We start from the raw sequence: 25,965 nt of genomic DNA on the forward strand, positions 1-25,965 counted from the left end.
CAGCCCCTCCAGCGAAGGAGCTTACCTTCAACAGCTAACCCAAAAGTTCAGTTTATGCCTGTACGAAGTATCTATTGATAAATGCTATAGCAAAGGGAGCAGGGAGCAGGGAGTAGGGAGTAGGGAGTAGCGATTGCATCAAGACAGACTACATAATTTTATGGCAGAAAACTATGATTTAATTGCCAATTAACTGGGAAATAATTTATTCTGACACCAAGTTGCGGTCAAACGTACAACTTTCTCTTCTCCCAATCTCCCAATTTCCCAATCTCCCTATCTCCCTATCTCCCTATCTCCCTATCCAACCAATCTACTATCTTTGAATGCAACTCGGTATGACTCTTGACTCGAAGCTCCTGAATCCTGGATAAAGTTAGTTATCTCGAACTCAGGTTACTAGTAAGCACCTTTTTTTTGTAAAAGCACTATGGCAGTTTTTACTAAAATCTTCAAATCTAGCCATAGTGACCAATTTTCCATGTAAAAAGTATCTAGACGTACCACTTCTTCAAAAGAAGTAATATCGGAACGACCCGACACTTGCCAAAGTCCGGTTATTCCCGGTAAAACTGCATGACGTATAAAGTGTTGTTCAGAGAATTTATTGACATCTCTGATTGGCAAGGGCCTAGGACCAACTAAACTCATTTCTCCAAAGAGAACGTTAAATAATTGGGGAAGTTCATCTAGGCTATAGCGGCGGATGAATTTTCCTACTTTAGTAATCCGTGGATCATCTTTTATCTTAAAGAGAACACCATCTTTCATTTCATTACGAGCTTCTAGATCTTTGAGGCGTTGGTCAGCATCCACAAACATACTGCGAAATTTCCAAGCCTTAAATCGTTTATTATGTAACCCCACTCTTTCCTGTTTGTAAAATATCGGTCCTGGCGAATCAAGCTTGACTAAAACGGAAATACTAACAAACAGTGGCAAAAGCACAATCATTACTAATACAGAAAGCACAAAATCAAAACATCTTTTTGCCCAAAAGTCAATACCAGTAATTAGAGGGGGAGAAAACCGTATGGTAGGTACACTAGCAATACTAGACATCTCCAAGTTTTGGTAAATAGGTCCTAATTCTGTACACAAAATTCGCAAGGTTATACCTGCGTTTCTGAGACTCCAGTAAAAGAACATATAATCTTTTACCTTGTTCCAAGAGCAAACAAAGACTTCGGCTACCTCTAGAGCACTAATTTCTTTAATAAAATCGGATATGTTCGATTTATCTAACAAATTAACATCGAAGAATTTAATAATGCCATAACAATCTTCGTTCCCCAGTAGTTGAATTGCTTTTTGTTGTTGATCTGGTGAACAGATTATCAGGGTTGGATAGCGAAGTAAACCTTTTTTGCGAAGCCGTTTCAGAAGAAAATCTATTCCTAAGCGTCCGATGCAGACAAGAGCGAGGCTTAATAGCCACAACAAACTATAAATTGGTTGAATCACAAATTGATCGGGCTGATACAGGCAAGCAATAACGAGTAGACTAATCTGGGAAAAAGTGATTGTCTGGGCTAGAGCTAAGTAGTCACGGCGTTTGTTACCAGAATTATAAAGGTCTTGTAAAGCAAGCAATAAAATTTCCCAGGGTATGACTACATAAACTAGTATTGCTTGATTGACTATTCCCCAATCATTATTTATGTAATTACCAAAATTAACGGCAATTAAGCATGCCATCAATAGCATGAATACATCAGTGACAACTAATGTAACGATGCGAAGCCATACAGCATAGGTATTGCGACGAAGTTTGGCAAAAACAGGATCACGTATATCAAATCTATAGGTTTCAGTTAAGGGCAGTTCCATCCTAGACAACTCCATTAATTAATATCCGATTAAAACCAAATTATTATAAATAATACTCAATGGTATTTAATGCTAACTACTTGGATTTAATACTTATAAAACAATGCTAACTTTTAGCAAAAAACATTAGGATTTAATAAATTATAGATTTTAACTATATATAAATTTTATCCATTATTTTAAGCACATCGGACATTTTTTTGTTCAATACAGATATTTTTTGCGAGGAACCAGCGATAACCGCAAAAATAAAATTATCAACGATTATCTATACAAATAAATAGGCACAAAACAGGATGGTTTTGAAAAATGGGTAGAATTCCTATCTAAGTATAAAAATGCCGTACACTGAATTTTGTTTGATGCTTGACTAAACCAGTGTTTCAAAAGTCGCCCTCATACTCAACCATGGGGCTAGACAAACTAATTCACCTGCGCATCCTCATAAAATTTGAGAACTTATAACCTGCGCAATTAGGCTAAATTTGTGAATATTTTAACTTTAAAGACACCCTCTAAGGTGGAATGCTCCCTACTTATATCTATGCTAAACTACTGCATTAGTGGCGATGCATGTAATCAAATGTGAGGCTCCCTATTTGGGAAGGATGTTTGCCTAAAAAACTATCATCAAAAAAAATCACAAACATCCTTATCGGTTCGTCAAAAAAAAGCAACTACCAACTTTGTAGCGCAAAATTTTATTTACGTCAACACTATTTTATTCTTTAAAGAATTGTATTAATCGATAATTTTGAACTTTCTGTGGAGAATATGTGAAATTTTGGCTGAGAGGTTATTTACGGTAAATTCACTACAGCCACAAATAAATTTTTGAGTTAACGTGGTGATGATTCACTCCCATGCAAACTGGGAAGTTTGCATGGGAGATTTTCTCGGGAAGCAATATCTACCAAAATTGCCCACATTACATTACAGGAAAAGGAAAAAATGACGGAACCAAAGAGAGCGCTAATCACTGGAATTACAGGTCAAGACGGTTCCTACTTGAGTGAGTTGTTGCTAGAAAAGGGCTATGAGGTTCACGGCATTATCCGAAGGACCTCCACCTTCAACACAGATCGCATCGACCACATCTATGTAGACCCCCACAATGAAAACGCACGGTTCTTCCTACACTACGGTGACTTGACTGATGGTGTGACCCTACGCCGGATCTTAGAGGCGGTTCAGCCATTGGAAATTTATAACTTAGGGGCTCAATCCCATGTTCGGGTCAGTTTTGACTCCCCAGAATATACCGTTGACTCGGTGGGAATGGGTACTCTCCGACTCTTGGAGGCGATTCGAGACTATCGTCAGCGCACCGGTATCGACGTGCGTTTCTATCAAGCTGGTTCTTCTGAGATGTTTGGGAAGGTACAGGAGATACCCCAAAAGGAAACTACTCCATTTTATCCCCGCTCTCCCTATGCCTGTGCTAAAGTGTATGCTCACTGGCAAACTATAAACTATCGTGAATCCTATGGCATGTTTGCCTGCAATGGTATACTATTCAACCACGAATCACCCCGTCGAGGGGAAACCTTTGTAACCCGCAAGATTACCCGAGCAATTGCCCGAATTGTCGGAGGTCAGCAGAAAAAACTCTACCTGGGTAATCTTGATTCTAAGCGAGACTGGGGTTACGCTAAGGACTATGTCAAGGCAATGTGGATGATGCTCCAGCAAGACAAACCAGATGATTATGTGGTAGCTACTGGTGAAACCCACTCGGTTCAGGAATTTTTAGATATTGCCTTCAAATATGTCAATCTGGATTGGCATGATTATGTGGAGTTTGACAAGCGTTATTTGCGTCCTGCTGAGGTAGATCTACTTATTGGTGACCCCACCAAGGCAAAGAAGAAGCTGGGTTGGGAGCCATCTGTAACCTTTGAGCAGTTGGTAGCCTTAATGGTAGAAGCGGATTTACAAGCCTTGGGTCTGTCGCTCCCTAACGGCAAAAGTACTCAACCTTTGAATGATCAAGCCTATATCCGTCAAGGCTTAGCTACGATGGTTGACTAATCCGTTAGTTTATGACTGATTATGAAGGTAGCATCGGTGATGCAAGCCAATACATCTGACCCACAAATCCGGATCGATAGGATTTGTGTTGAATAATGACTCAGTATATTCCTGCTTGCATTGCGATGTACCAGACGGTGATAGTTCTCCAAAAGCTAGGCAAGGATGACAAATAAATGGTAAGTTTAGATCTTAGTAATAAGAGAATTCTAGTTACTGGTGGAGCTGGATTTCTAGGGCGTCAGGTAGTTGATCAGTTGTGTAAAGCTGGAGCGGATGCACAGAAGATTACTATTCCGCGATCGCGTGATTATGACCTGCGTTCTTTAGAGAACTGTCAAAGAGCTGTGGTTCAGCAGGATATCATCATTCATCTTGCTGCTCACGTTGGTGGCATTGGTCTTAATCGAGAAAAGCCAGGTGAGCTATTCTATGACAATTTAATGATGGGTACTCAGATAATTCATGCTGCCTATGAAGCTGGTGTGGAAAAATTTGTCTGTGTTGGTAGCATCTGTGCCTATCCCAAATTCACACCAGTACCGTTTAAAGAGGATAACCTCTGGGATGGTTATCCGGAAGAAACCAATGCCCCTTATGGGGTTGCTAAGAAAGCTCTTTTAGTCCAGCTACAAGCCTATCGGCAACAGTATGGATTCAATGGCATCTACCTGTTACCCGTGAACTTGTATGGTCCGGAAGATAATTTCGACCCCAGCAGTTCCCACGTAATCCCTGCCCTGATTCGTAAAGTCTATGAAGCCCAACAAAAGGGAGAAATGAAATTGCCAGCGTGGGGTGATGGCAGTCCTACCCGTGAGTTTCTCTACTCAACTGATGCAGCACGGGGTATTGTGATGGCTACCACGGATTACAATCAACCAGAGCCAGTTAATTTGGGTACAGGCTATGAAATCTCAATTCGCGATTTAGTTGAGTTGATTTGCGAATTGATGGAATTTAAGGGAGAAATTGTCTGGGAAACTGATCAACCCAATGGTCAGCCTCGCCGTTGTCTGGATATTGAACGAGCGAAGGAGGAGTTTAACTTCACTGCTCAGATGGAGTTTAAGCAGGGGTTGAAGAATACTATCGACTGGTATCGACAACACGCTAGCTAAATCTACCCAAACCCATTTTAGGTAGGGGCGAAGTATTTGTACCTGGATATGTAGCTTAAACAGTAGCTCCAAGAGTGCCAGTTTGTATACAAATACTTCGCCCTCTAAGGGGAAAGCCAGACAGACTTTAGTAGAAGAGTAATCAAAAGACAATTTATATCCTGTCTGGAAGCATTAAGAGTGTAAGATTTGGTAATTAGTAATGGGTAACTGGGAATTGTGATGACTACCAAACTATTACCCATTACCATAAAAACTTATAAAATTAACACTAAAACCAAATATACATGATAGGAAAATTTTTTTTTATTCTTGTTAACAACTCTAACTTAATCAACTATAATCAACCAACATCCTAATTTGTTTTAATTTATATAGCATCTAACTATAGATAGATTTATAAAAAAAATACCTAGCTTCTGACGGTGAAAAAAGGGTGAGTAATCTACTAATTTTTTTTTGCAGTGAGTATTAAACTTTTTTCCTGAGCAATTATGGAAGCTATAGACTATTCAGAAGAAATAGATTTTCAGAAATACTGGCTAGTTCTCAAACGGCGCTTTTTGCCAGCTACCCTAGCCTTTGGTGGTGTTCTCGGTCTTGCTGCATGGTATGCCTCCTCTCAAAAAACTGTTTATTTAGCAGCAGCTCAACTGCTGTTAAAGACAGATAATTCCTCTTCTCTGACCGGGTTGGATAATCCAACTGGCACGATTGATAATGTGGCTCGCCAGAGCGACCCCTTATCTACGGAAGTAGAAATTATTCGTTCCAGACCAATTATAGAAAAAACCATCAGAGCTCTCAACCTCAGGGATGAAAACGGTGAATTTTACCCTCCTGGGGTCATTTTAGGAGGACTGAGTGTCAAACCAATTTTGGGGACAGACATCCTAACCATTTCCTATCAATCCCCTGATGCTAATTGGGCAGAAAAGATCGTTAACACACTGATTAGGGTTTACATAGAGAATGATATCCAAACTAACCGAGCGGAAGCTGTCGCCGCTCGTGACTTTATTGAGAAACAACTCCCAAAAGTTGAAGCTACTGTCAGCCAAGCAGAAGCGGATTTGCGTAGATTCAAAGAAGCTAATAAAATATTAGATCTGCAACAAGAAGCTAGCATTGCAGTCGGGTCGATTGCCAAATTAGACGACGAAATTTCTCAACTTCAGGCTCAGTTAGCACAGATAAATGCTCAGTCTGAGGGCTTGCGCAATAAGATCGGTCTGGATACACAGCAAGCTGTCGCAGCTACGTCTTTAAACCAGTCTACTGGGGTGCAGGAGGCACTTAGACAACTCCAAGAGGTACAAGCTCAGTTAGCAGTCGAGCGCACCCGCTTCAACGATGAATACCCGACAGTGGCTAAGTTGGCTCTTCAGGAAGCTGCACTATTAGAACTACTACAAGAGCGAATAGCACAGGTCATTGGTAGCCAACAACCAGCGCCACCGGTTAATAGTTTGTTAGAGTTTGGACCGATCCAGCAACAACTGACTGCAGAACTGGTTCAGTCCGAGGTACAGCGTTTAGGGCTGACTAGCCAGCTAGCTGTTCTGACCAATACTCAGTCGGCTTACAAACAGCGGTCTAGAGTCCTACCGAGACTAGAGCAGAATCAGCGGGAACTGGAGCGACGGGTAGCTGCTGCACAAGCAACTTACCAAATTTTGTTAAGCAAACTACAAGAAACCCGAGTTGCGGAAAATCAAAATGTAGGTAATGCCCGTGTTATTTCAGAGGCTATCGTTCCTGAAAACCCGATTCCGATCCCAACCAACCTGATCCTGGCAGGGGGAGCCTTTGCTGGTATCTTAGTTGCGATCGCTACGGCTTTCTTGCTCGACCTCTTAGACAGATCGGTTCATACGCTCAAAGAGTTAAAAGAGTTGTTCAGATATACGTTGTTAGGGGTTATTCCAGACTACGGCAAGCTGGTCAGTACAAGCTATTTTGGTGGATTTTCTCAACAGAATGTTTTCCCCATTTTTCCGAGAGATTTGCCCCGCTCTGTCATCGGTGAAGCCTATCAAATTCTGCAAGCCAATCTGAAATTTATCAGTTCTGATCGACCACTGCAATCGATTGTAGTAACCAGTTGTGTTCCTAAGGAAGGCAAGTCTCATGTCTGTGCTAATTTAGCTGCAGCTATGGCTCAAGTAGGACGTCGGGTGTTACTAATCGATGCTGATCTGCGTTATCCATCTCAACATCATCTGTGGGAACTAACTAACTCAGTGGGTTTAAGTAATATTCTCGTGGGTGAGGCTCAATTTGATCAGGCTAAACAGGAAGTAATGACTGGTCTTGATGTTCTGATGGCTGGGGTCATCCCTCCAAATCCTGTGGCTCTTCTGGACTCTCAGAAGATGGCTTCACTGATGGAGAAGTTCTCACAAGAGTATGACTGCGTTATCTTAGATACTCCAGCATTAGCTGGTATGGCTGATGCCCCAATTTTGGGCAAAATGGCTGACGGCATTTTGCTGGTGGCCCGACCTGAAAAGGTAGATTCTGCAAGCGCTAATGCGGCTAAGGAAATTCTCAACAGCTCAGGTCAAAATGTTCTGGGGTTAGTTACCAATGGTGTAATCTTCAAAAACGAACCTAACGGCTATATCTACCACAACAGGGAAAACTATACTCCGCCAGATGTCAGTCAAGAAAAGGCTGAATGTAATCAGCCGTAAAACCTTGCACGCTGTGAATCTATTATCCAGAAGCTGCGCTGCCAGAACGTTGGTGGCGCATTCTGATCATAATTCCTAAGGTTATTTGCTTCATCATCCAGTAAAATACTGTCAGCACCACGAATGTTACGGCCATCACTAGTAGTGGACCTTTCGAGGTTAAATCATTAATCATGCCCTTAGCTAAGGTATTGGGTTGAGCAACCAAGTCCCAGCTGTTGAACCGTTGGAATCGTCCTAGATAAATACCAAAGGCGCACAGAGCATGAGTAATTAACTCAGCTGAGGAGATCAACTTTCCTAACCTTCGCCGCTGCAAATACTCACCTAGGTTCATCACAGATAGAACGTAAGCTTCAAAACCGGTTAGGATAACTAGCAGATGTTGGGGAATAACAACTAGAGTAATTGTCCATACTGAGTAATTCCTGCGAATGGCTTGAATTAGATGAATCACATCGGTGAGCAGATAGGGCGCATTGGGCAAAAATAGGATAAAAACTGCTAAACCTATCCACCATAATCCGGAGTGTAAGCCAGATTTACTGCGGAATAGCCAAAAACTTAGAGCTAATGGTATTGATGCTAGAAACAAATTCCAAGCCATCCAGTCATTGTTGCTATGCCAAGCTTTCCATACCTCAGTTAGTAATGTGTCCATAGACATGATTAGTGAACCTTTGCTCTAGGGTAGATTAGCCTTCTTAAGTGGTATTGAATTTAATCCTTATCCTAACTCATCCGTTCAGCCTTGAGCTTTGAGCTTGAGCTTTCATAGGTCATACTTCATACTTCAGCCTTAATAAGCGGTTGACGGTTGACGGTTGACGGTTGAAAGTTGAAAGTTGAAAGTTGAAAGTTTAAGGTTTAAAGTTGGAAGCCCTTGAAGCTCATAGCAATTCTGCCTCATTACCCCAGAAGGGATATGATAATCAGTCAACTGGATTTGAGATAACCATGCCTCAGAATCGGATTATTACTCTCCTGAGTGATTTTGGCTTACAAGATGTTTATGTGGGTGTGATGAAGGGTGTCATTGCCCAAGTTAACCCAACTTTGACTATAGTAGACCTGACTCACCAAATCCCCCCTCAAAACCTAGCCGCTGCTCGGTTTAATTTGCTCAATGCCTATCCCTACTTTCCAGCAGGGACAGTTCATGTGGCGGTGGTTGATCCAGGAGTCGGCAGTCACCGCAGAGCGATCGCTATCCAACTCTCACAGGGTTTCTTGGTCGGTCCAGATAATGGGCTATTCAGTGGAGTTTTAGAGCAATACCCACTCATGGCAGCAGTTGAGCTAAGCAACTCAGACTACTGGCGCACTAGAAATCCTAGCACTACGTTTCATGGTCGAGATATCTTTGCCAGTCTTGGAGCTCACTTGGCTAGTGGCTTACCAATCGAAAGGTTGGGAGAGGTAATTGAGCCAAACACTTTGGTAACACTAGATATGCCAATAAAAAGACTAACCGATGATGGGATTATTGGTTCTATCCAATATGTTGACCATTTTGGTAATTTAATCACCAATATCCCAGGAGCTGAGGTTGATGGCAAAATTTGGTCGGTTAAGATAAGCGATCGCATTATCCCCCATACTCAAACCTACAGCAATTGCCAACTTGGAGAGTACGTTGCCCTAATTGGTAGTCATGGTTGGGTGGAAATCGCTGTTAACGGTGGGAGCGCTAAGTCTCAATTACAGCTGGATTGGGGAGATACAGTGGAATTAAGCATTAAAAATTAGAATGTTAATAGTACCGAGTTCCTTTCCAGGATATTATGACCACATCACTACAACCATCTGAACCGGTAGTTTACCAAGGTCAGTTTGGGGAATTTACCATTACCGAAAGCGATCGCATTGGCGTAGTTATCTACCGTGCTGGCTTAGTGGTAGCAGCCTTGAGCTTTGCGATCGCGAGTAATTTAATTCTATTGCGGGGAGCTAGCCCAAGTATTTTAAATGTCCTGACTCCTCTTTATGGCTTATTCTGCCTTGCCCTAGGGGTTAGCTTAGTCACAATTCATATTTATCTAGCCCCCCTGCACCGCCTACTACAAATCTTTTGGGGCATTGGTTGCATTTCCGCCATTGTACTGGCATTTTCCAGCAATGAGCCCCTTGCTCTATACATTTATAACCATCCTATTTCTCTATTCGGAATTGGTTTTACCTTTGCAGCGTTAACCGGAATTTATTTCAAGGAAGCATTTTGCTTTAATCGCTTGGAAACTAAATTCCTAACTCCCCTAGTACCCATGCTGTTACTGGGACATATCGTTGGATTTTGGTCTACAGATTGGGAGATGATTCTATTAGGACTATGGGCGGTTTTGTTTATGGTGTTTGCCCTGCGTAAACTATTGCAACCGATTCCCGATGATATTGGTGATAAGTCGGTTTTTGAGTATCTCAAAAAGAAGCGTCTGTAAGCTAATAGCTAATAGCTATCAGCTATCAGCTATCAGCTATCAGCTATCAGCTATCAGCTATCAGCTATCAGCTATCAGCCATTGGCCTAAGGCCACGCTACACCGAACCGCTTTTGGATAAAATTAAGCACCTCAAGCAGCGTGAGCCTTAGGCTCACGGCTGACCGCTTGACCGCACCTCAAGTAGCGTGCCCGTAGCGCATATGCTTATGATCAGCTTTTCCCCAGACTTGAAATTCTCATTAATCTCGAACTCTTAAATTATACTGTTTGAGGTTTATTTTAACCTGACGGCTGACAGCTGACGGCTGACAGCTGACGGCTGAATGCTTACAAACCTGTAGAGAATTAATAAGCTGCTAGTCATTAGTCAATTACCAAAAAACAATACTATAAACGAAGGAAGCAAGGGGACTGACTATAATCCTTTTTTAAATAATCCGGACAGATGGGACTTTGATTGGTAAGTAATAGAAAAGTGAGATGCTCTAGACCTTATTAGTCATCAGTGATTATTAGTCATCAGTGATTAGGTGACCACGGTTTTCTATACCGTAGACTATACCGTACATTAGTGACCACAATATCATTTATTTGTGGTTACTAATGACTAGTGACTATTGACGAGATAATTTTTCATTAAAAGTCCCAATCATGCGTTTAGTATGTAGGCGAAAACAGTGGGTTTTAACGGTTCAAGGATGGTTTGTGAATACTTTTTTGATTATTACTTGCAGTCTTTTTATGTTAACTCATATCCACCCATTTTTATCGATTAAGTCTCCGATTAACGCTGATGCATTAGTAGTAGAAGGATGGCTACCGGACTATGCCTTAAAAGGTGCCATCGAAGAATTTTATCGGGGTAATTATCAAAAATTGATCACCACCGGCCCTCCTCTGCGTAAAGGATATTATCTGTCAGAGTATAAAACCTATGCTGAACTGACTGCGGCAACGTGTATCGCACTGGGTGTTGAGCCAGATAAACTAGTTGCTGTTCCAGCACCAGATGTTAATGTCAATCGTACGTTAGCATCGGCTCAGGCGTTACGGGAGTGGCTATTAACCTCAGATAAATCAATCAAGTCTATTAATCTTTATTCATTTGATGTTCATACTCGCAGAAGTTGGATGCTATTTAAGCAAGTTCTTGCTCCTGAGGTTAAAGTTGGAGCAATAGCCGCTAACTCCCTTGACTATGAAGCAAAACAGTGGTGGGTTTCTAGTCAAGGAGTGCGGTCAATCATGTCTGAAACAATCGCTTATCTCTATGCTCAAGTTGTAAGTTGGAAAGTTTGAAGATTGCCAAAACTGCTATAGCAGTTGTGAATTGGGTGAGGGAGTAGGGAGTAGGGAATAGGGAACAGGGAACAGCGGATCTGGGAACAGAAACATTTTTTAACCTTTACTTCGACTGCTATATTATTATTCATTCATGGTGCGATAGGTAGCTACTGCTGAAGGAGATATCCGATTCAGATAGCGGAAAATCCAATATTTGATAACCGAATCCAAGATAACTGGAAATGTGGCAATGAACAAAAATATAAACTCTCGACTTTCTGGTATTCCTAAATGTCGGGATACGGCTTCTAGGATTACTTCCCAACCGTGGGGAGAGTGGAATCCTACAAACATATCGGTAAACAAAATAATGATAAACGCTTTGGCACTATCACTAAGTCCATAGATAATATCATCCATAAAAGATTTTAAAATAATTATATCTCGTTTGCTGTTCATGATAACTAAGGCAAAAGCAACTAGAGCTATAATGTCAGCAAAAATATTTTTAATGGCATTGGACCCTTGATTATGATAGTCTTCTGCCAGTTCATTAGCTTTATGCTTAATCTCTTCTTTCATCTCCTCCTCAGATAGTTTAGGAGTAAATCCCAGTAAGCTTCTAAAGTGGAGTTCTTCTTCAAATTTTTTTAACTCTATCAGAGCTTCTTCTTCCATCTCATAATTTAAAAAAATAGCTGATTCCTGGCTACTTCTAAAGTGTTCAACTATGGGACTAACTAAAAACGTTTTAGAAATTTGCTGAGTTAAAATAGGAACAATAGTTAAAATTAGGATAAATTTAATAGAGATTACGGTTTTACGTTGAGACCGACGAAAGGTTTTGACAACTTTCTCTTCGGCTCGTGGATCGAGTTCCTGCTGAATTCTTTTTACTGTCCCTACAATTGACCTAGGTAATACACCGGTTTTATCGGTTATTTTTTTGGAGTTAGCTCCTTGATTATTTCGAGATGAATTGTTGTCTGATTCCAAATAAGCAGCTTCTCTAAGATTGGAATTTTGCTTGACAACTTCTCTTGGACTGGCGTTAGTAATCTGATTATCTGGCTTTTGGTCTATGGGAATCAAGGCTGCGGTGGATTTTTCGGGTTTTGGTGGATCATACTTGTTGATAATTTCATCAATAAAATTTAATTTTTCAATAAGTATTGACTGCTGATCGCTGAGGTCGATTGACTCAGATAACCGAGAATTTTCCCTAGCTTGTTGTTGACTAGTTTCGAGAGGATTAGATCCAGTTAATTCAGAATTTATTATAACAGAACGACTGGTTTTAAATTCTGCTAGTCTAAGGTTGATAGTCTTTATATATTTATTAATTTCTGCCTCAAAATAGGCAATAACGCTGTTACTATATTGACTGGTATCGGCGGAGATTTTTTTACCTCCAAAATATTCATCTTCAATCGCTTGAATTTTTAGTGCCGCTTTGTATGCCTGATCCAAGGCTCTCTCTGGTGTATTGAAGAACCATTGTCTAGCTGTGCGTAAGATTGTTTGAAGATTCATTCAATTCTTTAGGTTCATACTCTGAACATCTCAGGGGTGCGCTCTTGCACCTAATTATTCCTAGAACTCTTACATCCTAGTTCATGTGGTATGATAACAAATTACCTAAAGAAAAATTCCGTGGTTCAAAATTCACTGTGGATAATTGGCTCAACTCGCACTGGCAAAACAACTCGCCTTGTGAGTCAGTTTTACCAATGGGTTGAAGGAGGACTGGATTGGTCAAACCCAAAGTCGAGTTCAAGATATCAAAGAACCCCCTCAAAAGCCCCAGGAATTTTGGTGTTTGCGGCTAATGACGATAATCGGCGTGAGTTGGCGGATCGGCTGACAGAGGTAATCCGGGGACGGTATCCCGTACTTTCCAAGACACCTTTAGGTTTTTTTCAAGATGAGGTAATGCTATTTTGGCCCTTGTTAATTGGGCGATTGGACTTCAAGGCACAGTTTCCGTTGCGATTGCGTCCTGAGACTGAGCAGGACTTAGCCACCCAGCACTGGCGTACTGACCTGGATAATGATCTACTACAACTGCCAGGGGGGAATGATTACACTAGAGTTCGTCGGCTCCTGGACTTGTTACAATTAGCAGCAGTGAGTGGGATACCTGTTGAAGACATTCCCCACATGTTAACGGTCGGGATTCCAGAGGAGGAAGGAAACCCGGAACTTTGGTCAACTGTGGGAAAGCTTTTGCTAGAGTGGCGAAGCTGGTGTCTAGAAAGGGGATTATTAACCTACGGGATTATTGCTGAACTGTATTGGCGGTATTTGTTGCCAGACCCCACTTATCAGCAGTATTTGCAGCAGCGCTATCAGGCAGTGCTGGCGGATGATGTGGATGACTATCCCGCGATCGCTCGGGATTTATTTGAGACTCTACTCAATCAAGGGGCTGTGGGAGCTTTTAGCTTTAATCCTAATGGACAGGTACGCTTGGGACTTAATGCTGACCCGAATTATCTAGCGGATTTGGCATCCCGTTGCTTGGTGGAAATCTTACCGGATTTATCTGTTGATGCTTTTCGAGATGAATTGGCAAACACAGTAGTGGAATTAATTAGTAATTCCATGTTTATTGAAGGTCTACCTGAGTCTATCCAATCGATTCAAACTACCTCCCGCGCTCAACTGTTGCAGCAAACGGCTGGGGTGATAAGTCAAGCGGTCAAGTCTGGGCAAGTGCAGCCTGGTGAAATTGCGATCATTGCTCCAGGTCTAGATGCGATCGCACGCTACACCTTAACGGAAATCCTGACTAAGGAAGGCATTGCCGTAGAACCCCTCAACGACCAGCGTCCATTAATTAGCTCACCGATGATTCAGGGATTACTAACCCTACTAGCGCTAGTGTATCCTGGCTTGGGACGGTTAGTGAATCGAGATGCGATCGCACAAATGTTGGTAGTACTCAGTAGCCAACCACAAGTACAGGAGTTGAAGGGTGAAAGGTTGAATGTTGAAAGGTTGAAGGTTGAAAGGTTGAATGTTGAAAGGTTGAAGGTTGAGGGTTCAAATCTGCAACCGGCAACCCTAATTGATCCTGTCCGTGCTGGTTTATTAGCGGATCACTGCTATGCTCCTGATCCTGAGCAACCTCGTCTGTTACCAGTGGAGTCGTTTCCTCGTTGGGATAGGTTAGGGCATCAGGCAACAACTGCCTACTCAGAGATTTTCCAATGGTTAGAACTACAGCGGGAGCAACAACAACAGGGTCTGATTCCTTCGTGCCTGGTAGTTTTCGACCGCGCCATTCAGAAATTTTTGTGGCATGGTTCTAATCTCGCCTATGACCAGCTAGCAGCACTGCGGGAACTGATGGAAACCGCTCAACACTACTGGGAAGTGAATGGACGCTTGGGGAAAGAGTTGAAGGTGAATGATTCGAGCCAAACCAACCAACAACCGTCTAACCGTCAGCGTTCCACCCAAACTATCGCCCAATTCATTCTGATGCTACGTCGTGGCACCGTTACTGCTAATCCCTATCCCGTCCGCCGCCTACCCACAGCTACCAATGGCGTTACCCTCGCTACTATTTTCCAATACCGTGCCGCTCGCCGCTGCCACCGTTGGCACTTTTGGTTAGATGCAGGTTCTTCCCTCTGGCTCAGTGGTGGTGCAGCTACCCTTTTCGGAGCTCATCTTTTTCTAAAGGAATGGTCTGGACGTCCTTGGACAGAGGAAGATAAAGTCCAAGCTGATCAACAGCGATTAGAGCGAATTTTGCGAGATTTATTCGGTAGAGTTACAGAGCGGGTTTACTTGTGTCATAGCGAATTAGCTGTTAGTGGCACAGAGCAGAATGGTCCGTTATTATCTTTGATACATACTGCGATAAATACTGCTGTTTCTTGACAATTATACTGGGATATTTCTGTTAGAAGTCTTGGCATGTTTGAGTTCAACTTTTACCAGCGCGAAGGGGCAAGCTAGATCCTTTCCGTATTAAAAATCATAGATAAAGGCCAAGAGAAGTATCAAACATATCACGCTCAATGGTAAGCCAAAAAGAAAGACAATGCCCGCGATTGCCCAGCCTCTTTGGTGAGCTTTGAAGTGTTCGATACTCCGCCAGCGACGACTTTTCCAAGCCCATTCATTTCCCTTGGCACCGAGCGCGATCGCCATAAACCAACCAACTTGAGGCACAAAGGCTATCAGTCCAATCCAAACATTATTCGTCATAGACCAAAACCAAGGTATCAAAAAAGCCCCCCAGTTCCAGCCTTTGATTTCATCTGGTACCGGTACTCCATCATCCAATACACCCCCTTGACCTGAATTATTCACAAAGGTGGCTTGGGTGGGTCTGCTCAGTTTGTTGTTTTTGGGAGTATTAAGTGTCATGCCCAACTCTAAGGCTAGAATTGCTTCAGACGCACTTTTGAAGCGTTGCTCTGGAGCCGGTTCGGTCAGCTTCTGAATCCAGCTAATCAGGTTAGCACTGAGGTTGACTTGGTCTTTAAAGCAAATGCGCAAATTCCGCTGGGGCAAGTCAGCGGGTGCAGTCCTGGTGAGCAAATGAATCAACGTCGCCCCTAAGCCATACAAATCCGATGCTGGTACTGCCCTACCACCAAACTGTTCCATGGGGGCGTAACCATAGGTTCCCACTACCGTAAATGTCGCGCCCTCTTGGGATGCCCGATCCTGCACTGACCCGAAATCGATGACATAAATCTGCCCATCATCCCCTAAAATTAGATTGCTAGGCTTAATATCTCGGTGCAGTACGGCTGGATTCAGCTGATGGAGAAATTCAAGAATTTTCAGCACATCCACAGCGATTTGGCGCACTTCCCCTTCTGTAAATCGTTTACCTTGATTTAGTTGTTCCTTGAGGGAGGAGCCAGGGATATAGTTGTGTACCAAGCCAAACCAGAGTACTCGGTCATCAATGTTAAAATAATCAAGATACTTGGGAATCCGGGGATGATTGAGCTGTTTAAGCACCTGTGCTTCTCGCTCAAAGAGTTTTAAATCGTCCCAATTAACGTCACCACCAAATGCCAGCAGTTTAACAACTACCAATTCTGGAGGTGACACTCCTAGATCCTCAGCTAGCCAAGTTTGTCGTCCAGCATTATGTCCCAGTTGTTGCTTGAGTTGATAGCGCTCATGTAATATCTGTTCGGCTTCCAGCATCTCGGCTTAATGTCCTCAGGGGCTCATCCATCCCATCAGCGTGCTCGGTTAATCTCAAGCTAGATGGGTGGATGAAGGGCAAAGGGCAAAGGCTAAAGGGGTGGATTAGATGATTATTTTTCTTACCAATCAATTTGTCTTACAAATCAAACCGATTTATCATTGACATTCGACCCCTCTAGCTTTAATATAGCCAGATTTTTCTGGGATAACAGGGATGTTGACAAGTTTATTCACTTGAAATTTGCCTTCCCGTAGCTACGACCGGGCGAGCATCCCTTTGTTCATCATCACCTTCAACGGTCAAACTCTACACACTAGGCGTTAACTCAACCCAATCCTTCAACCACTGGATGGAAGTAAAACGCTAGTCCTAAGACGACATAAGCTGCTAATAGCAAAACTCCTTCGAGCCAGTTGGACTTACCATCAGAACTAATTGAATTAGTAATCAACACAGCTACGGCTACTGCTACCAATTCAAAGGGATTAAAATCCAAATCCATGGGCTGACCCATAAACCACCCAGCTAGCACTAACACTGGGGCAACAAATAGGGCAATTTGCAGACTAGACCCTACGGCTACCGAAACTGAGAGATCCATCTTATTCTTCATGGCGACAGTTACCGCAGTGGCGTGTTCTGCTGCATTACCAACTACGGGGAGTAAAATTACTCCGGTAAACAGGGCTGTTAGTCCTAACTGTGATGTGGCAGATTCCAAGCTATCCACCAAAAGTTCTGATTCTAGAGCTACTAGCAGGGTAACCACTACCAAGACTCCTACCCACAACAAAATATTAGGTTGATGTTTAGATTCGGAACTGGCAATTTCACCGTGATCTGTTTCTTCTAACTCCATTTCCGCCATGCCTACATCAAACAGATAGGTGTGGGTTTTCATGGAAAATAACAGAGTTAGCCCATAAACCAGAATTAAAACCAGGGCAACTGCTACTGAAAGCTGTTGTAATGTAGATTGAGGAATACCAATAGATGTGGTATCCATTGCTGTCGGTAGCAACATGGCAATCACCGCTAGGTTCATTGAAGAGGCATTCACCCGCGCCACAATGGGCTGAAACTCCTGTTCTTTGTAACGCAATCCACCCAGCAGCATCGCAAATCCCATCACTAGGAGTAGGTTACCGATGATGGAGCCAGTGATGGTCGCTTTAACCACTTCTACTAACCCAGCATTGAGGGCAATTAGGGCAATGATTAATTCTGTAGCATTGCCAAAGGTGGCATTTAATAGCCCTCCTAGGTTTGGACCGAGCACCACAGCAATTTCTTCTGTGGCTGTTCCCATCCATGCTGCTAAAGGAATAATTGCTAAGCAAGAGGTAATGAAGATAACTGCCGAGTTCCACTCTAGAAATTCAGCGGCTACTGAAATGGGAATAAACACTAGCAAAATTGACAAAATTTGGTTTTTGGTGAGCATTTAGGTTTCTTTACCTCAAAAGAATTACTATGAGGACTTACGCATTTGCCCCCGTTGGTCTCCCAATTCTGGGGGACTTTGACATCATTACCCGCCCCATAATTGGGGTGCTAGCGGGGCGAAATCAACTTAACCGCGTAAGTCCTGACTATTCTAGTTAGTTTCAGGGACTAGGGCAGTATTACAAGGGGCTTGGTCAATCCCTCTTCCCATCCCCCCGTCTCCCTAAGCTGTCACGCCCCTAAGCTGTCACGCACTTAATTTTTGGGTTGAGACTGATGGGGAAATGGGGAGATACGGAGGTGGGCAGATGGTTTGACGGTTTCTTTGATATAGCAGTCGCCAGGGTAATTAGGACATGACAAAAGTCTCAAACTACAGTTTGGCTTGAGTTTAACTTCTGACTTCTGACTTCTGACTTCTGCTATAACATGAACAAATTCAATTTACATGGGTGTTAGCCGATCAACTGATATACACAAATTAGATAGTCAAGTACCTTACTCTGTCCCTGGTGTGCTCAATAAAGCTTTTCAGAACTCAACGATTCCTCAAGCGCATCAGTCCTAGGGTATATTTTTTAACCATAGAAATTTGCTATGATCTGGTGAAGATTGATAAGATTACCGCAATTTGCATAAACTGATTGGAGTTACTTGAATTAAACCTTGCGGTTGAATTAATCATTGTGTTAAGCATTTAACGTTTGTCCCAACTATCCGCTGTCCCAACTATCCGCTACTTTTGTTCGTTACTGCCAAACCAGTATAAGTTTGCTCAAGGGTATTCGCGCTCCGGGTCCCAAACATGAAGTTATCGGGTTGGGTGAGCTGTGTTGCTGTTTTTTGAATGCATATTCCCATGACTTCAGTAGCTGAACTGCTAGTGTTACAAGCTGAGGAAATAAAGTCCACTGCTAAGTCCACTGCCAAGATCAAACACTACTCGACGCTCAACAACGACCCCCTAGATCCTGCCACAGGTGTCTATATTACTATCCACGGTCATTTCTACCAACCGCCTCGGGAAAACCCTGATCTAGATACGATTGAGCGTCAGCCTACTGCTGCTCCGTTTCATGACTGGAACGAACGGATTTACTATGAGTGCTACCGCCCCAATGCCTTTGCTAGGGTATTAAATGACCAAGGAGAAGTAATAGATATTGTCAATAACTATGAGTATTTGAGCTTCAATATTGGTCCAACGTTAATGTCCTGGCTGGAAAATTACGATGTGGAAGTGTATCAGCGGATTCTGGAAGCGGACAAGAAGAGTTGCGATCGCTTAAATGGTCACGGAAATGCGATCGCTCAAGTGTACAACCACATCATCCTTCCCTTAGCCAATGAACGGGACAAATACACCCAAATCCGTTGGGGAAAAGCGGACTTCCGTTCCCGCTTTGGTCGTGAACCCGAAGGGATGTGGCTGGCGGAAACGGCAGTAGACTATCCCACCTTGGAAGCATTGGTAGCAGAAGATATTCGCTTTATTATCCTAGCCCCTGCCCAAGCTCAACGTTGCCGCCCAATTCCCACTGAACTCACCAGTGAACACAATAGTAATTCTCCATGGCAGGAAGTGGGAGGTGCTCAGATTGACCCTACTCGGCCTTACCGTTGCTTCCTCAAAAATGGCAAATTTATTGATATCTTTTTCTATGATGGCCCAATCTCCAGAGATATGGGCTTCAATGATTTACTCAGCAGTACTGAACACTTCGCCAAGCGTTTGGGTCAAGCAGTACGTGGGGATCATCGCAGTGCCCAGTTGATTGCTGTGGCAACGGATGGGGAAACCTTTGGCCATCACAAAACAGGCACTGAGAAGTGTATTGCCTACGCTTTTACCCATGAGTTTCCCCAGCGCAACTGGACAGTAACCAACTTTGCCCACTACCTTAGCTTTAATCCGCCCACCTGGGAAGTGGTACTGAAGCCAGTAACAGCCTGGAGTTGCTCCCATGGGGTTGACCGTTGGCAAGATGATTGTGGCTGTGGTGGTGGCGGGAAGTGGTACCAAACGTGGCGTCGTCCCCTGCGGAATGCCCTGGATTGGTTACGGGATGAATTGATTCAGGTATATCAAGAGACTGCTAGCCAATTCTTCCATGACCCTTGGCTAGCCCGGGATGAGTATATCCAAGTGGTTCAGAACCGTTCCCCAGCCAATGTGGAAAGTTTTCTGGAGCGTCATAGTACTCACCCACTGGCTCAAGCCCAACAAGTGGATGCCTTACGACTCCTGGAAATGCAGCGTCATGCTCTGCTGATGTATACCAGTTGTGGTTGGTTTTTTGAGGAAATCTCCCGTCCAGAAGGGGTTCAGATTCTGCGGTATGCTGCCCGTGCTATCGAGTTAGCTGGTGATGTTGCTAAAGTCCAACTGCAAGAAGAATTTATCCAACGCCTTGCTCTAGCACCCAGTAATGTGGAATGCTTTAAAACTGGTGACCAGATTTATCGCCAACTAGTGGTGTCAGCCCACGTTAGCTGGAAGCAAGTAGTAGCAGACTATGCCATTACTTCCCTATTTAACAACTATTCCCAAGAAGACAAAATCTACTGTTACTATGCCCATCAGCAATATTACCAGCTAAAACGAATCGGGGCATTAACCCTAGCTGTGGGACAGTTACAATTGGTTTCTGAAATAACTAGGGAAAGTGATGATTTTGTGTTTGCCTTGCTATACCTAGGTGGTTGGGACTTCCACTGCTGTATTCAACCCCTTGCTGAATGTCGAGGCTACCGCCAGCGGTTGGACACATTATTTAATGCCCTAGACCAAGGCAGTGCAGCCCACACAATTTTGGTAATGAATCAGCTGTTTGGGCAGCAACATTTTAATTTGCAGCATCTGTTTGCTGAAGAGCGACACCGGATTATGCAGCTGTTGAGCCAGGAAACCTTGACCCGTTTGGATCAGCTCTATACCCAGGTTTATCGGGATAACTATAGAGCCTTGATGGCTTTCCATCAGGGTGGGTTATCTGTTCCCAAGGAGTTGCAAGTAGCAGCAGAAATTGCTATATCCAATCAGTGTATTACTGTGATTAGGGCATTAGATAGTGATAGCAGTGATCAGCAGGTGGTATGGAGTAGCTTGGCAGAGTTAGAAGCGATCGCAATAGCAGCGAATCATCTCCACTGTCAGTTGAATACCCTAGAAGTCAAGCAAACCTTAGAAAAGTTAATTTTGCGTACGCTCTGGCAAATTCTTTACGATAGCAACCCAGAGGAAGTGGAAGTCGATATTCAACGGCTAGACAAAATGATTGATCTAGGCAATCAGCTCAATCTAAGCTTATCCTTAGATCGTTGCCAAGAACTTTACTTGCAGTACTTACATAACCAACTTTTGCCTCAGCTGATCCAAAGCCAAGACTTAAAGAAAGATAGTAAAGATAGTGATAGCAATGGCAGCTATCCCTGGCTATGTAACATGTGTACCTCCAGTGCTTCCCTTAGTACTTCACTTTCCCCAAGCCCCCTACTCAAGTTGGGTCAAACCTTAGCAGTGGATCTCAGTGGTTGGGTAACCAATCTACCCTCACCAGGGTAGGAGAGTGTAGGTTGGTTACCGTGAATCATCAACAGTTAACTATAGCTTTTAACTATAGCGTTGCTATTACAGTTTGTGATTAGAGAGCACACTGGCACCAAAGGCTCCTACTGCTAGCAGACTTAGCACCGACATCGGTTCAGGAACAGTAGTCTTAGAAACAGCTGCTGCTCCAAAGATCCTATTAATACCCCCGAAGGCGACATTTTGACTAAAAGTACCTGCTCCTGTGGTTGGATCGATGGTGATCTGTTGTCGATCAGCTGTGTAACCGAACAAGGTTCCATTTTCAAAGAACAAGCCAAATATATCCCTAAAGCCGATACTACCAATCTCAGTAGCTGTACCGTCATTAGCGATAGAGAACAAGATGTCAGAGCTGCCGTCAACAGAGAGTGATGTGGCAAAAAATTGATTATTTACAGAATCGAATGCTATGTCGCCACTGCTGTTGAAGTTAGGAATTGTAGCCACTAATGATGCAGCACCACTAGAGGTATCAATAGTATAAAAACTATCATCTCCAGCGCCGTAAAGCACGTTATCATCATCAGAAAACCCTAAAGCATTTATAAACGCAAAAAGGTAGCCAATTAGGGAGGATAAACCCGTGCTTTTATCAATACTATACAAAGCGCTGGGAGTGACACCAAATAGCTCCCCACTATTTGATAAAGCTATATCAAAAAAGGGGATACCGTCGCTGTTCAATGGTGTGAATTTTCCGGTTGAAGTATCGATTTTTCCAACTTGTCCATTGGAAGTAGAGAGGAAGGATGCCGCCTGAGCTGTTCCTATTGTTCCTAGGCTAAAAACTACTGCCCCAGCCATAGCTATTGGTAATTTTTTCATGATAGTTTTATGCTGCAACTCTTAGATGTAGACAGTGACCTTACTCTGAAATTTGATATCAAGTCCGTTTGATTCCCTGGTTTATAGTCGGCTTTTTTGTGCCCTTTTTCCTTGAATACTCTTGTTTTAGACAATACTGATGCTACCGGACTTGATATCAATAAACTACTCCAAAGTAAGATCAGTAAATCCTAAGCATTAAGCTATCAGCCGTCAGCGGTCAGCCTAATGCTTAAAATAAACCTCAAACGGTAGAATTTAAGCATTCGAGATTTTAGAGAATTCAAAGTCTGGGGAAAAGCCCATCAGCCCAAGACTATGAATCCTTGGCAGCAGCTGAAAGCTGAAAGCTGACGGCTGAATGCTTATAGTAAACCTACAAACGAGAAAATTATTTACCTTTTGCTTATGTTTATATTCATTAAATTTAACTAGATTTTTCTCTCTCCGAAACTATGAATCGGTAGGATTCACAAAATCATTATTTTATTGAATTATAAGTTTTGCTTATAATAATTAATAACTATTGATAAATGATTGCTAAACTTTAATACTTAACTATAGCGCTTACTTAGAAAGTAAGCCCTGATGTCGATTAAATTTAGCTTTGTGCTCTCAAGGCTTTAAAACATTAGCTTGAACAGCGACATCGTTAGTTGAGCTAAATTATATAGCAGTCGAAGTAAAGCTTAAGACATCTTCTGCTCTCTGCTCCCTGCTCCGAAGTCCCTTTCAACCAAAAGACTATGTCCTAAACTATACTTCCCTTGCTATATAGGTTTACCATCTAATTCCCATCAGCCCTAAGTAGTAAAATTGATTAGTTAAACTTATAGTAAGTTACGAAATCCGTAGAGGGCTTAAGTTCACACAACCTTAATATTAGTAATGGGTAATGGGTAATGGGTAATGGTAATTACTGCCGTCAGCTGACAGCTGACAGCTGACGGCTGAATACTTACGTACCTCACCCAATTGAAAACTGCTATAGTTCAGATCGAACCAAGGTCACTAAGTGGCCAAAAACGGAAACAGGCACGACCAATGACTTTGTCTTTACCTAGAAAACCCCAAACATGGGAATCGTTGCTATTGTTGCGGTTGTCTCCCATCACAAATAGCTGATCTTCTGGCACCTGCACCAGCCCCATCTGATAATGGGGAGGTTGGGCAATGTAGTCCTCCTCTAGAGGAGTACCGTTGCGATAAACTTTGCCATCTTTGACTTGAACCGTATCACCCGATGTGCCAATCACCCGCTTGATGAAAGCTTGGTCTTTTGAGTAACCCAAAATTTGTAATTGTGGCGGTAGTTCAAACACAATAATGTCACCGACTCTTGGGGTATGGAAACGGTAAGAGATTTTTTCGACCACTAAGCGATCGCCTACTCCCAACGTCGGGTACATGGAATCCGAGGGAATGTAGCGAGGTTCTGCCACAAATACTCGAATCAATAGAGCTAAGGCTAGTGCGATCGCAATAATTTGGAAATTTTCCTGTACTTGCTTCCAAAATGGCGTGCCACCCTTGTCCGGTTGTTGACCCTGAGCATCTGCTTGCTGCTCCTGAACAGATTCAGAAGATTCACTCGGTGCTGCTAATTTCTTTTTCTGTGCATCCATACAAGATTTAAATTGACATTTAAATTGACAATACTCGGTATTTTGGCCTAGCCCTTGCCCTAAACATCTTTCCTAGTTTGGCAACTCAGCCAGGATAACATGCTTGATTGCCCTTTTGTGAATTTGCGTTAGTTTAAAAGGTAACTACTGTTGTTGGACAATGCCCGTGCTGTTTCCACACTCTGTCCTACGTGCAAGTTTAGCGGTTTGTCTTCTCGGTTTGTTGAGTGCCTGCGCCAACACTAACCTAGGTAACGCTTTGCAGCGGTCTTTGGGAGCAGACCCCAAACTGAAAGATAACCCACCCAAAAACTTGAGTGGGCCATCTCCGAATAAGCCTCAAAGTACTCCCCAGAAACAGAAGTCAGTACCGTTGCCAGAAGACTTCCCCACTGAGATTCCCCGTTATCAAGAAGCAACCTTGGAACAAGTGGAACCCCTCAAAGATGCTGCTGGTCCAGGTAAGCTGACGATTTGGTCATCCCCTGACCCAATTAATTTAATTCAGAACTTTTACCAAAAGACCTTTGAGTCGGGAGGCTGGCAAGTCCTCGACCAGCCAGAGGATCAAGATGGTGGCACATTCATCGTCCGTCGTAATGACTTGGATGTTACCCTTTCGATTCCTGCTCGTGGCACTACTGGCAAATCCACTGCTGCCTCTTCATCAAAGCCCCCAGCGGTTGCTACCAACAGCAGTGTGACTACATTTGATATTCAGTACGTCCGGGATGGTAAGGATACCAAAGCTGAGAAACCACAACCATCCCAGAAACCACAACCATCCCAGAAACCAACACAAGCTCAAAAACCAACACAAGCTCAAAAACCAACACAACCTGAGAAACCAACACAACCCCAGAAACCAACACAAGCTCAAAAACCAACACAACCTGAGAAACCACAACCACCCTCTGAGGTCGCCAGTAAGCCAGCTAAGGTCAGGTCAGGACAACCAGAGAAATTTACTGACTTGGATAAAGTCCCCCGAGATTTGCGTAAGTATGTGGCAGATTTGGCAAAATTGGGAGTCTTAACGCCAGACACGACTAACCCAAAAACTAATACTGATAGTCAAGGTATTCAGTTTGCCCCGAATCAAACCATAAACCGCCGTCAGTACGCCCGTTGGCTAATGGATGCCAATAATCGAATCTATGCTAATCGTCCAGGATTGCAAATCCGTTTAGCATCCAACACTACTCAACCTGCATTTCAGGATGTGCCTCGTACGGATCCTGATTTTCCCTATATTCAGGGATTAGCTGATGCTGGATTAATTCCTAGTCCCCTCAGTGGCGATTCTACCGCAGTATTGTTTCGTCCAGATGCACCGTTGACTAGGGAAAATCTGATGTTGTGGAAAGTGCCTCTCGATACTCGTAAAGCCTTGCCCAAAGCCTCTATTGAAGCAGTGAAAGAAACCTGGGGCTTCAAAGATACCGCTGAAATTGACCCGAAAGCATTGCGAGCCGTCTTAGCTGATTTCCGAAATGGCGATTTGGCAAACATTCGCCGAGTTTTTGGTTATACAATATTGTTTCAGCCTAAAAAACCAGTCACCCGTGCTGAAGCAGGAGCAGCGCTTTGGTATTTCGGTTCTCAGGGTGAAGGGCAATCTGCCCAAGAAGCACTGTTTCTTAAACCTCAAACCAGTCAGCCATCAGGGGCACCAAAAGCTACACCATCGAATTAGGTGCATACAAAACGTAAGCATTCAGCTATCAGCTATCAGCTATTAGCTATCAGCTATTAGCATTCAGCTATCAGCTATCAGCTATCAGCTATCAGCTATCAGCTATCAGCTATCAGCTATCAGCTATCAGCTATCAGCTATCAGCTATCAGCTATCAGCTATCAGCTATCAGCTATCAGCTATCAGCTATCAG

At 43.1% G+C, this 25,965-nt stretch carries 16 protein-coding genes; 9 read left to right on the forward strand and 7 right to left on the reverse strand.

All coding sequences use genetic code 11. From position 1 onward, the window contains the following. Positions 1-399: 399 nt before the first annotated feature. Positions 400-1,830, reverse strand: a complete 1,431-nt coding sequence (locus tag F6K63_RS27065; RefSeq protein WP_083373536.1) for a sugar transferase — start codon at positions 1,828-1,830, stop codon at positions 400-402. Positions 1,831-2,781: 951 nt separating this feature from the next. On the opposite strand from F6K63_RS27065, the gene gmd reads away from it, so the two are divergent. The 3 genes from gmd to F6K63_RS27080 all read left to right on the forward strand — a co-directional run bounded on the left by gmd (position 2,782) and on the right by F6K63_RS27080 (position 7,678). Beyond that, a complete protein-coding gene (gene gmd, locus F6K63_RS27070) occupies positions 2,782-3,861 on the forward strand; it encodes a GDP-mannose 4,6-dehydratase (protein WP_044495291.1) in 1,080 nt (359 codons plus the stop codon). A gap of 176 nt (positions 3,862-4,037) precedes the next feature. Further along, positions 4,038-4,982 (forward strand): GDP-L-fucose synthase family protein, encoded by a 945-nt coding sequence (locus tag F6K63_RS27075; protein WP_008189979.1) that lies wholly within the window; start codon positions 4,038-4,040, stop codon positions 4,980-4,982. Positions 4,983-5,476: 494 nt separating this feature from the next. Further along, a complete protein-coding gene (locus F6K63_RS27080) occupies positions 5,477-7,678 on the forward strand; it encodes a GumC family protein (protein ID WP_008189977.1) in 2,202 nt (733 codons plus the stop codon). Between the two features lie 22 nt (positions 7,679-7,700). On the opposite strand, the gene F6K63_RS27085 is transcribed toward F6K63_RS27080, so the two are convergent. After that, entirely contained in the window at positions 7,701-8,339 is a 639-nt protein-coding gene (locus tag F6K63_RS27085) for a DUF1361 domain-containing protein (RefSeq protein ID WP_008189975.1), read from the reverse strand. Positions 8,340-8,635: 296 nt separating this feature from the next. Between F6K63_RS27085 and F6K63_RS27090 the strand changes: the two genes are divergently transcribed. The 3 genes from F6K63_RS27090 (at position 8,636) to F6K63_RS27100 (ending at position 11,418) form a co-directional block, all read left to right on the forward strand. Then, positions 8,636-9,427 carry an SAM hydrolase/SAM-dependent halogenase family protein gene (locus F6K63_RS27090; protein WP_044495410.1) on the forward strand — a complete coding sequence of 264 codons (792 nt, stop codon included), beginning with the start codon at positions 8,636-8,638 and terminating at the stop codon, positions 9,425-9,427. Positions 9,428-9,462: 35 nt separating this feature from the next. Then, positions 9,463-10,116, forward strand: coding sequence for a DUF2301 domain-containing membrane protein (locus tag F6K63_RS27095; protein WP_008189970.1), 654 nt, complete (start codon positions 9,463-9,465; stop codon positions 10,114-10,116). 744 nt (positions 10,117-10,860) lie between these two features. Continuing rightward, positions 10,861-11,418, forward strand: coding sequence for an ElyC/SanA/YdcF family protein (locus F6K63_RS27100; RefSeq protein ID WP_008189968.1), 558 nt, complete (start codon positions 10,861-10,863; stop codon positions 11,416-11,418). 126 nt (positions 11,419-11,544) lie between these two features. Here the strand turns inward: F6K63_RS27100 and F6K63_RS27105 are convergent, their stop codons facing one another. Further along, a complete protein-coding gene (locus F6K63_RS27105; RefSeq protein WP_008189967.1) occupies positions 11,545-12,936 on the reverse strand; it encodes a proton extrusion protein PcxA in 1,392 nt (463 codons plus the stop codon). A 90-nt stretch (positions 12,937-13,026) separates the two neighbouring features. On the opposite strand from F6K63_RS27105, the gene F6K63_RS27110 reads away from it, so the two are divergent. Next, positions 13,027-15,294 (forward strand): recombinase family protein, encoded by a 2,268-nt coding sequence (locus F6K63_RS27110; RefSeq protein WP_287249859.1) that lies wholly within the window; start codon positions 13,027-13,029, stop codon positions 15,292-15,294. Between the two features lie 90 nt (positions 15,295-15,384). On the opposite strand, the gene F6K63_RS27115 is transcribed toward F6K63_RS27110, so the two are convergent. Both F6K63_RS27115 and cax read right to left on the reverse strand, forming a co-directional pair. Beyond that, entirely contained in the window at positions 15,385-16,584 is a 1,200-nt protein-coding gene (locus tag F6K63_RS27115; protein ID WP_287249861.1) for a serine/threonine protein kinase, read from the reverse strand. A 329-nt stretch (positions 16,585-16,913) separates the two neighbouring features. Next, entirely contained in the window at positions 16,914-18,032 is a 1,119-nt protein-coding gene (gene cax / locus F6K63_RS27120) for a calcium/proton exchanger (protein WP_008189958.1), read from the reverse strand. 861 nt (positions 18,033-18,893) lie between these two features. On the opposite strand from cax, the gene F6K63_RS27125 reads away from it, so the two are divergent. Continuing rightward, positions 18,894-21,599: a DUF3536 domain-containing protein gene (locus F6K63_RS27125; RefSeq protein WP_008189954.1), complete on the forward strand. Its 2,706-nt coding sequence runs from the start codon at positions 18,894-18,896 to the stop codon at positions 21,597-21,599. Positions 21,600-21,665: 66 nt separating this feature from the next. On the opposite strand, the gene F6K63_RS27130 is transcribed toward F6K63_RS27125, so the two are convergent. After that, positions 21,666-22,451: a PEP-CTERM sorting domain-containing protein gene (locus tag F6K63_RS27130; RefSeq protein ID WP_008189952.1), complete on the reverse strand. Its 786-nt coding sequence runs from the start codon at positions 22,449-22,451 to the stop codon at positions 21,666-21,668. A gap of 992 nt (positions 22,452-23,443) precedes the next feature. Continuing rightward, on the reverse strand, positions 23,444-24,076 hold the full coding sequence (gene lepB, locus F6K63_RS27135) for a signal peptidase I (protein WP_008189949.1): 633 nt from the start codon (positions 24,074-24,076) through the stop codon (positions 23,444-23,446). A gap of 160 nt (positions 24,077-24,236) precedes the next feature. Between lepB and F6K63_RS27140 the strand changes: the two genes are divergently transcribed. Then, positions 24,237-25,772: an S-layer homology domain-containing protein gene (locus F6K63_RS27140; protein ID WP_008189948.1), complete on the forward strand. Its 1,536-nt coding sequence runs from the start codon at positions 24,237-24,239 to the stop codon at positions 25,770-25,772. Positions 25,773-25,965: the final 193 nt, after the last annotated feature.

The sequence above is a fragment of the Moorena sp. SIO1G6 genome (assembly GCF_010672795.1).
In the GTDB taxonomy this organism is placed as follows: Bacteria; Cyanobacteriota; Cyanobacteriia; order Cyanobacteriales; family Coleofasciculaceae; genus Moorena; species Moorena producens.

Bases quoted from the DNA above. Each gene is read 5' to 3' on its own strand.
- F6K63_RS27065 (WP_083373536.1), bottom strand. From the start codon at position 1,830: ATGGAACTGCCCTTAACTGAAACCTATAGATTTGATATACGTGATCCT.
- gmd (WP_044495291.1), top strand. From the start codon at position 2,782: ATGACGGAACCAAAGAGAGCGCTAATCACTGGAATTACAGGTCAAGAC.
- F6K63_RS27075 (WP_008189979.1), top strand. From the start codon at position 4,038: ATGGTAAGTTTAGATCTTAGTAATAAGAGAATTCTAGTTACTGGTGGA.
- F6K63_RS27080 (WP_008189977.1), top strand. From the start codon at position 5,477: ATGGAAGCTATAGACTATTCAGAAGAAATAGATTTTCAGAAATACTGG.
- F6K63_RS27085 (WP_008189975.1), bottom strand. From the start codon at position 8,339: ATGGACACATTACTAACTGAGGTATGGAAAGCTTGGCATAGCAACAAT.
- F6K63_RS27090 (WP_044495410.1), top strand. From the start codon at position 8,636: ATGCCTCAGAATCGGATTATTACTCTCCTGAGTGATTTTGGCTTACAA.
- F6K63_RS27095 (WP_008189970.1), top strand. From the start codon at position 9,463: ATGACCACATCACTACAACCATCTGAACCGGTAGTTTACCAAGGTCAG.
- F6K63_RS27100 (WP_008189968.1), top strand. From the start codon at position 10,861: ATGTTAACTCATATCCACCCATTTTTATCGATTAAGTCTCCGATTAAC.
- F6K63_RS27105 (WP_008189967.1), bottom strand. From the start codon at position 12,936: ATGAATCTTCAAACAATCTTACGCACAGCTAGACAATGGTTCTTCAAT.
- F6K63_RS27110 (WP_287249859.1), top strand. From the start codon at position 13,027: ATGATAACAAATTACCTAAAGAAAAATTCCGTGGTTCAAAATTCACTG.
- F6K63_RS27115 (WP_287249861.1), bottom strand. From the start codon at position 16,584: ATGCTGGAAGCCGAACAGATATTACATGAGCGCTATCAACTCAAGCAA.
- cax (WP_008189958.1), bottom strand. From the start codon at position 18,032: ATGCTCACCAAAAACCAAATTTTGTCAATTTTGCTAGTGTTTATTCCC.
- F6K63_RS27125 (WP_008189954.1), top strand. From the start codon at position 18,894: ATGACTTCAGTAGCTGAACTGCTAGTGTTACAAGCTGAGGAAATAAAG.
- F6K63_RS27130 (WP_008189952.1), bottom strand. From the start codon at position 22,451: ATGAAAAAATTACCAATAGCTATGGCTGGGGCAGTAGTTTTTAGCCTA.
- lepB (WP_008189949.1), bottom strand. From the start codon at position 24,076: ATGGATGCACAGAAAAAGAAATTAGCAGCACCGAGTGAATCTTCTGAA.
- F6K63_RS27140 (WP_008189948.1), top strand. From the start codon at position 24,237: ATGCCCGTGCTGTTTCCACACTCTGTCCTACGTGCAAGTTTAGCGGTT.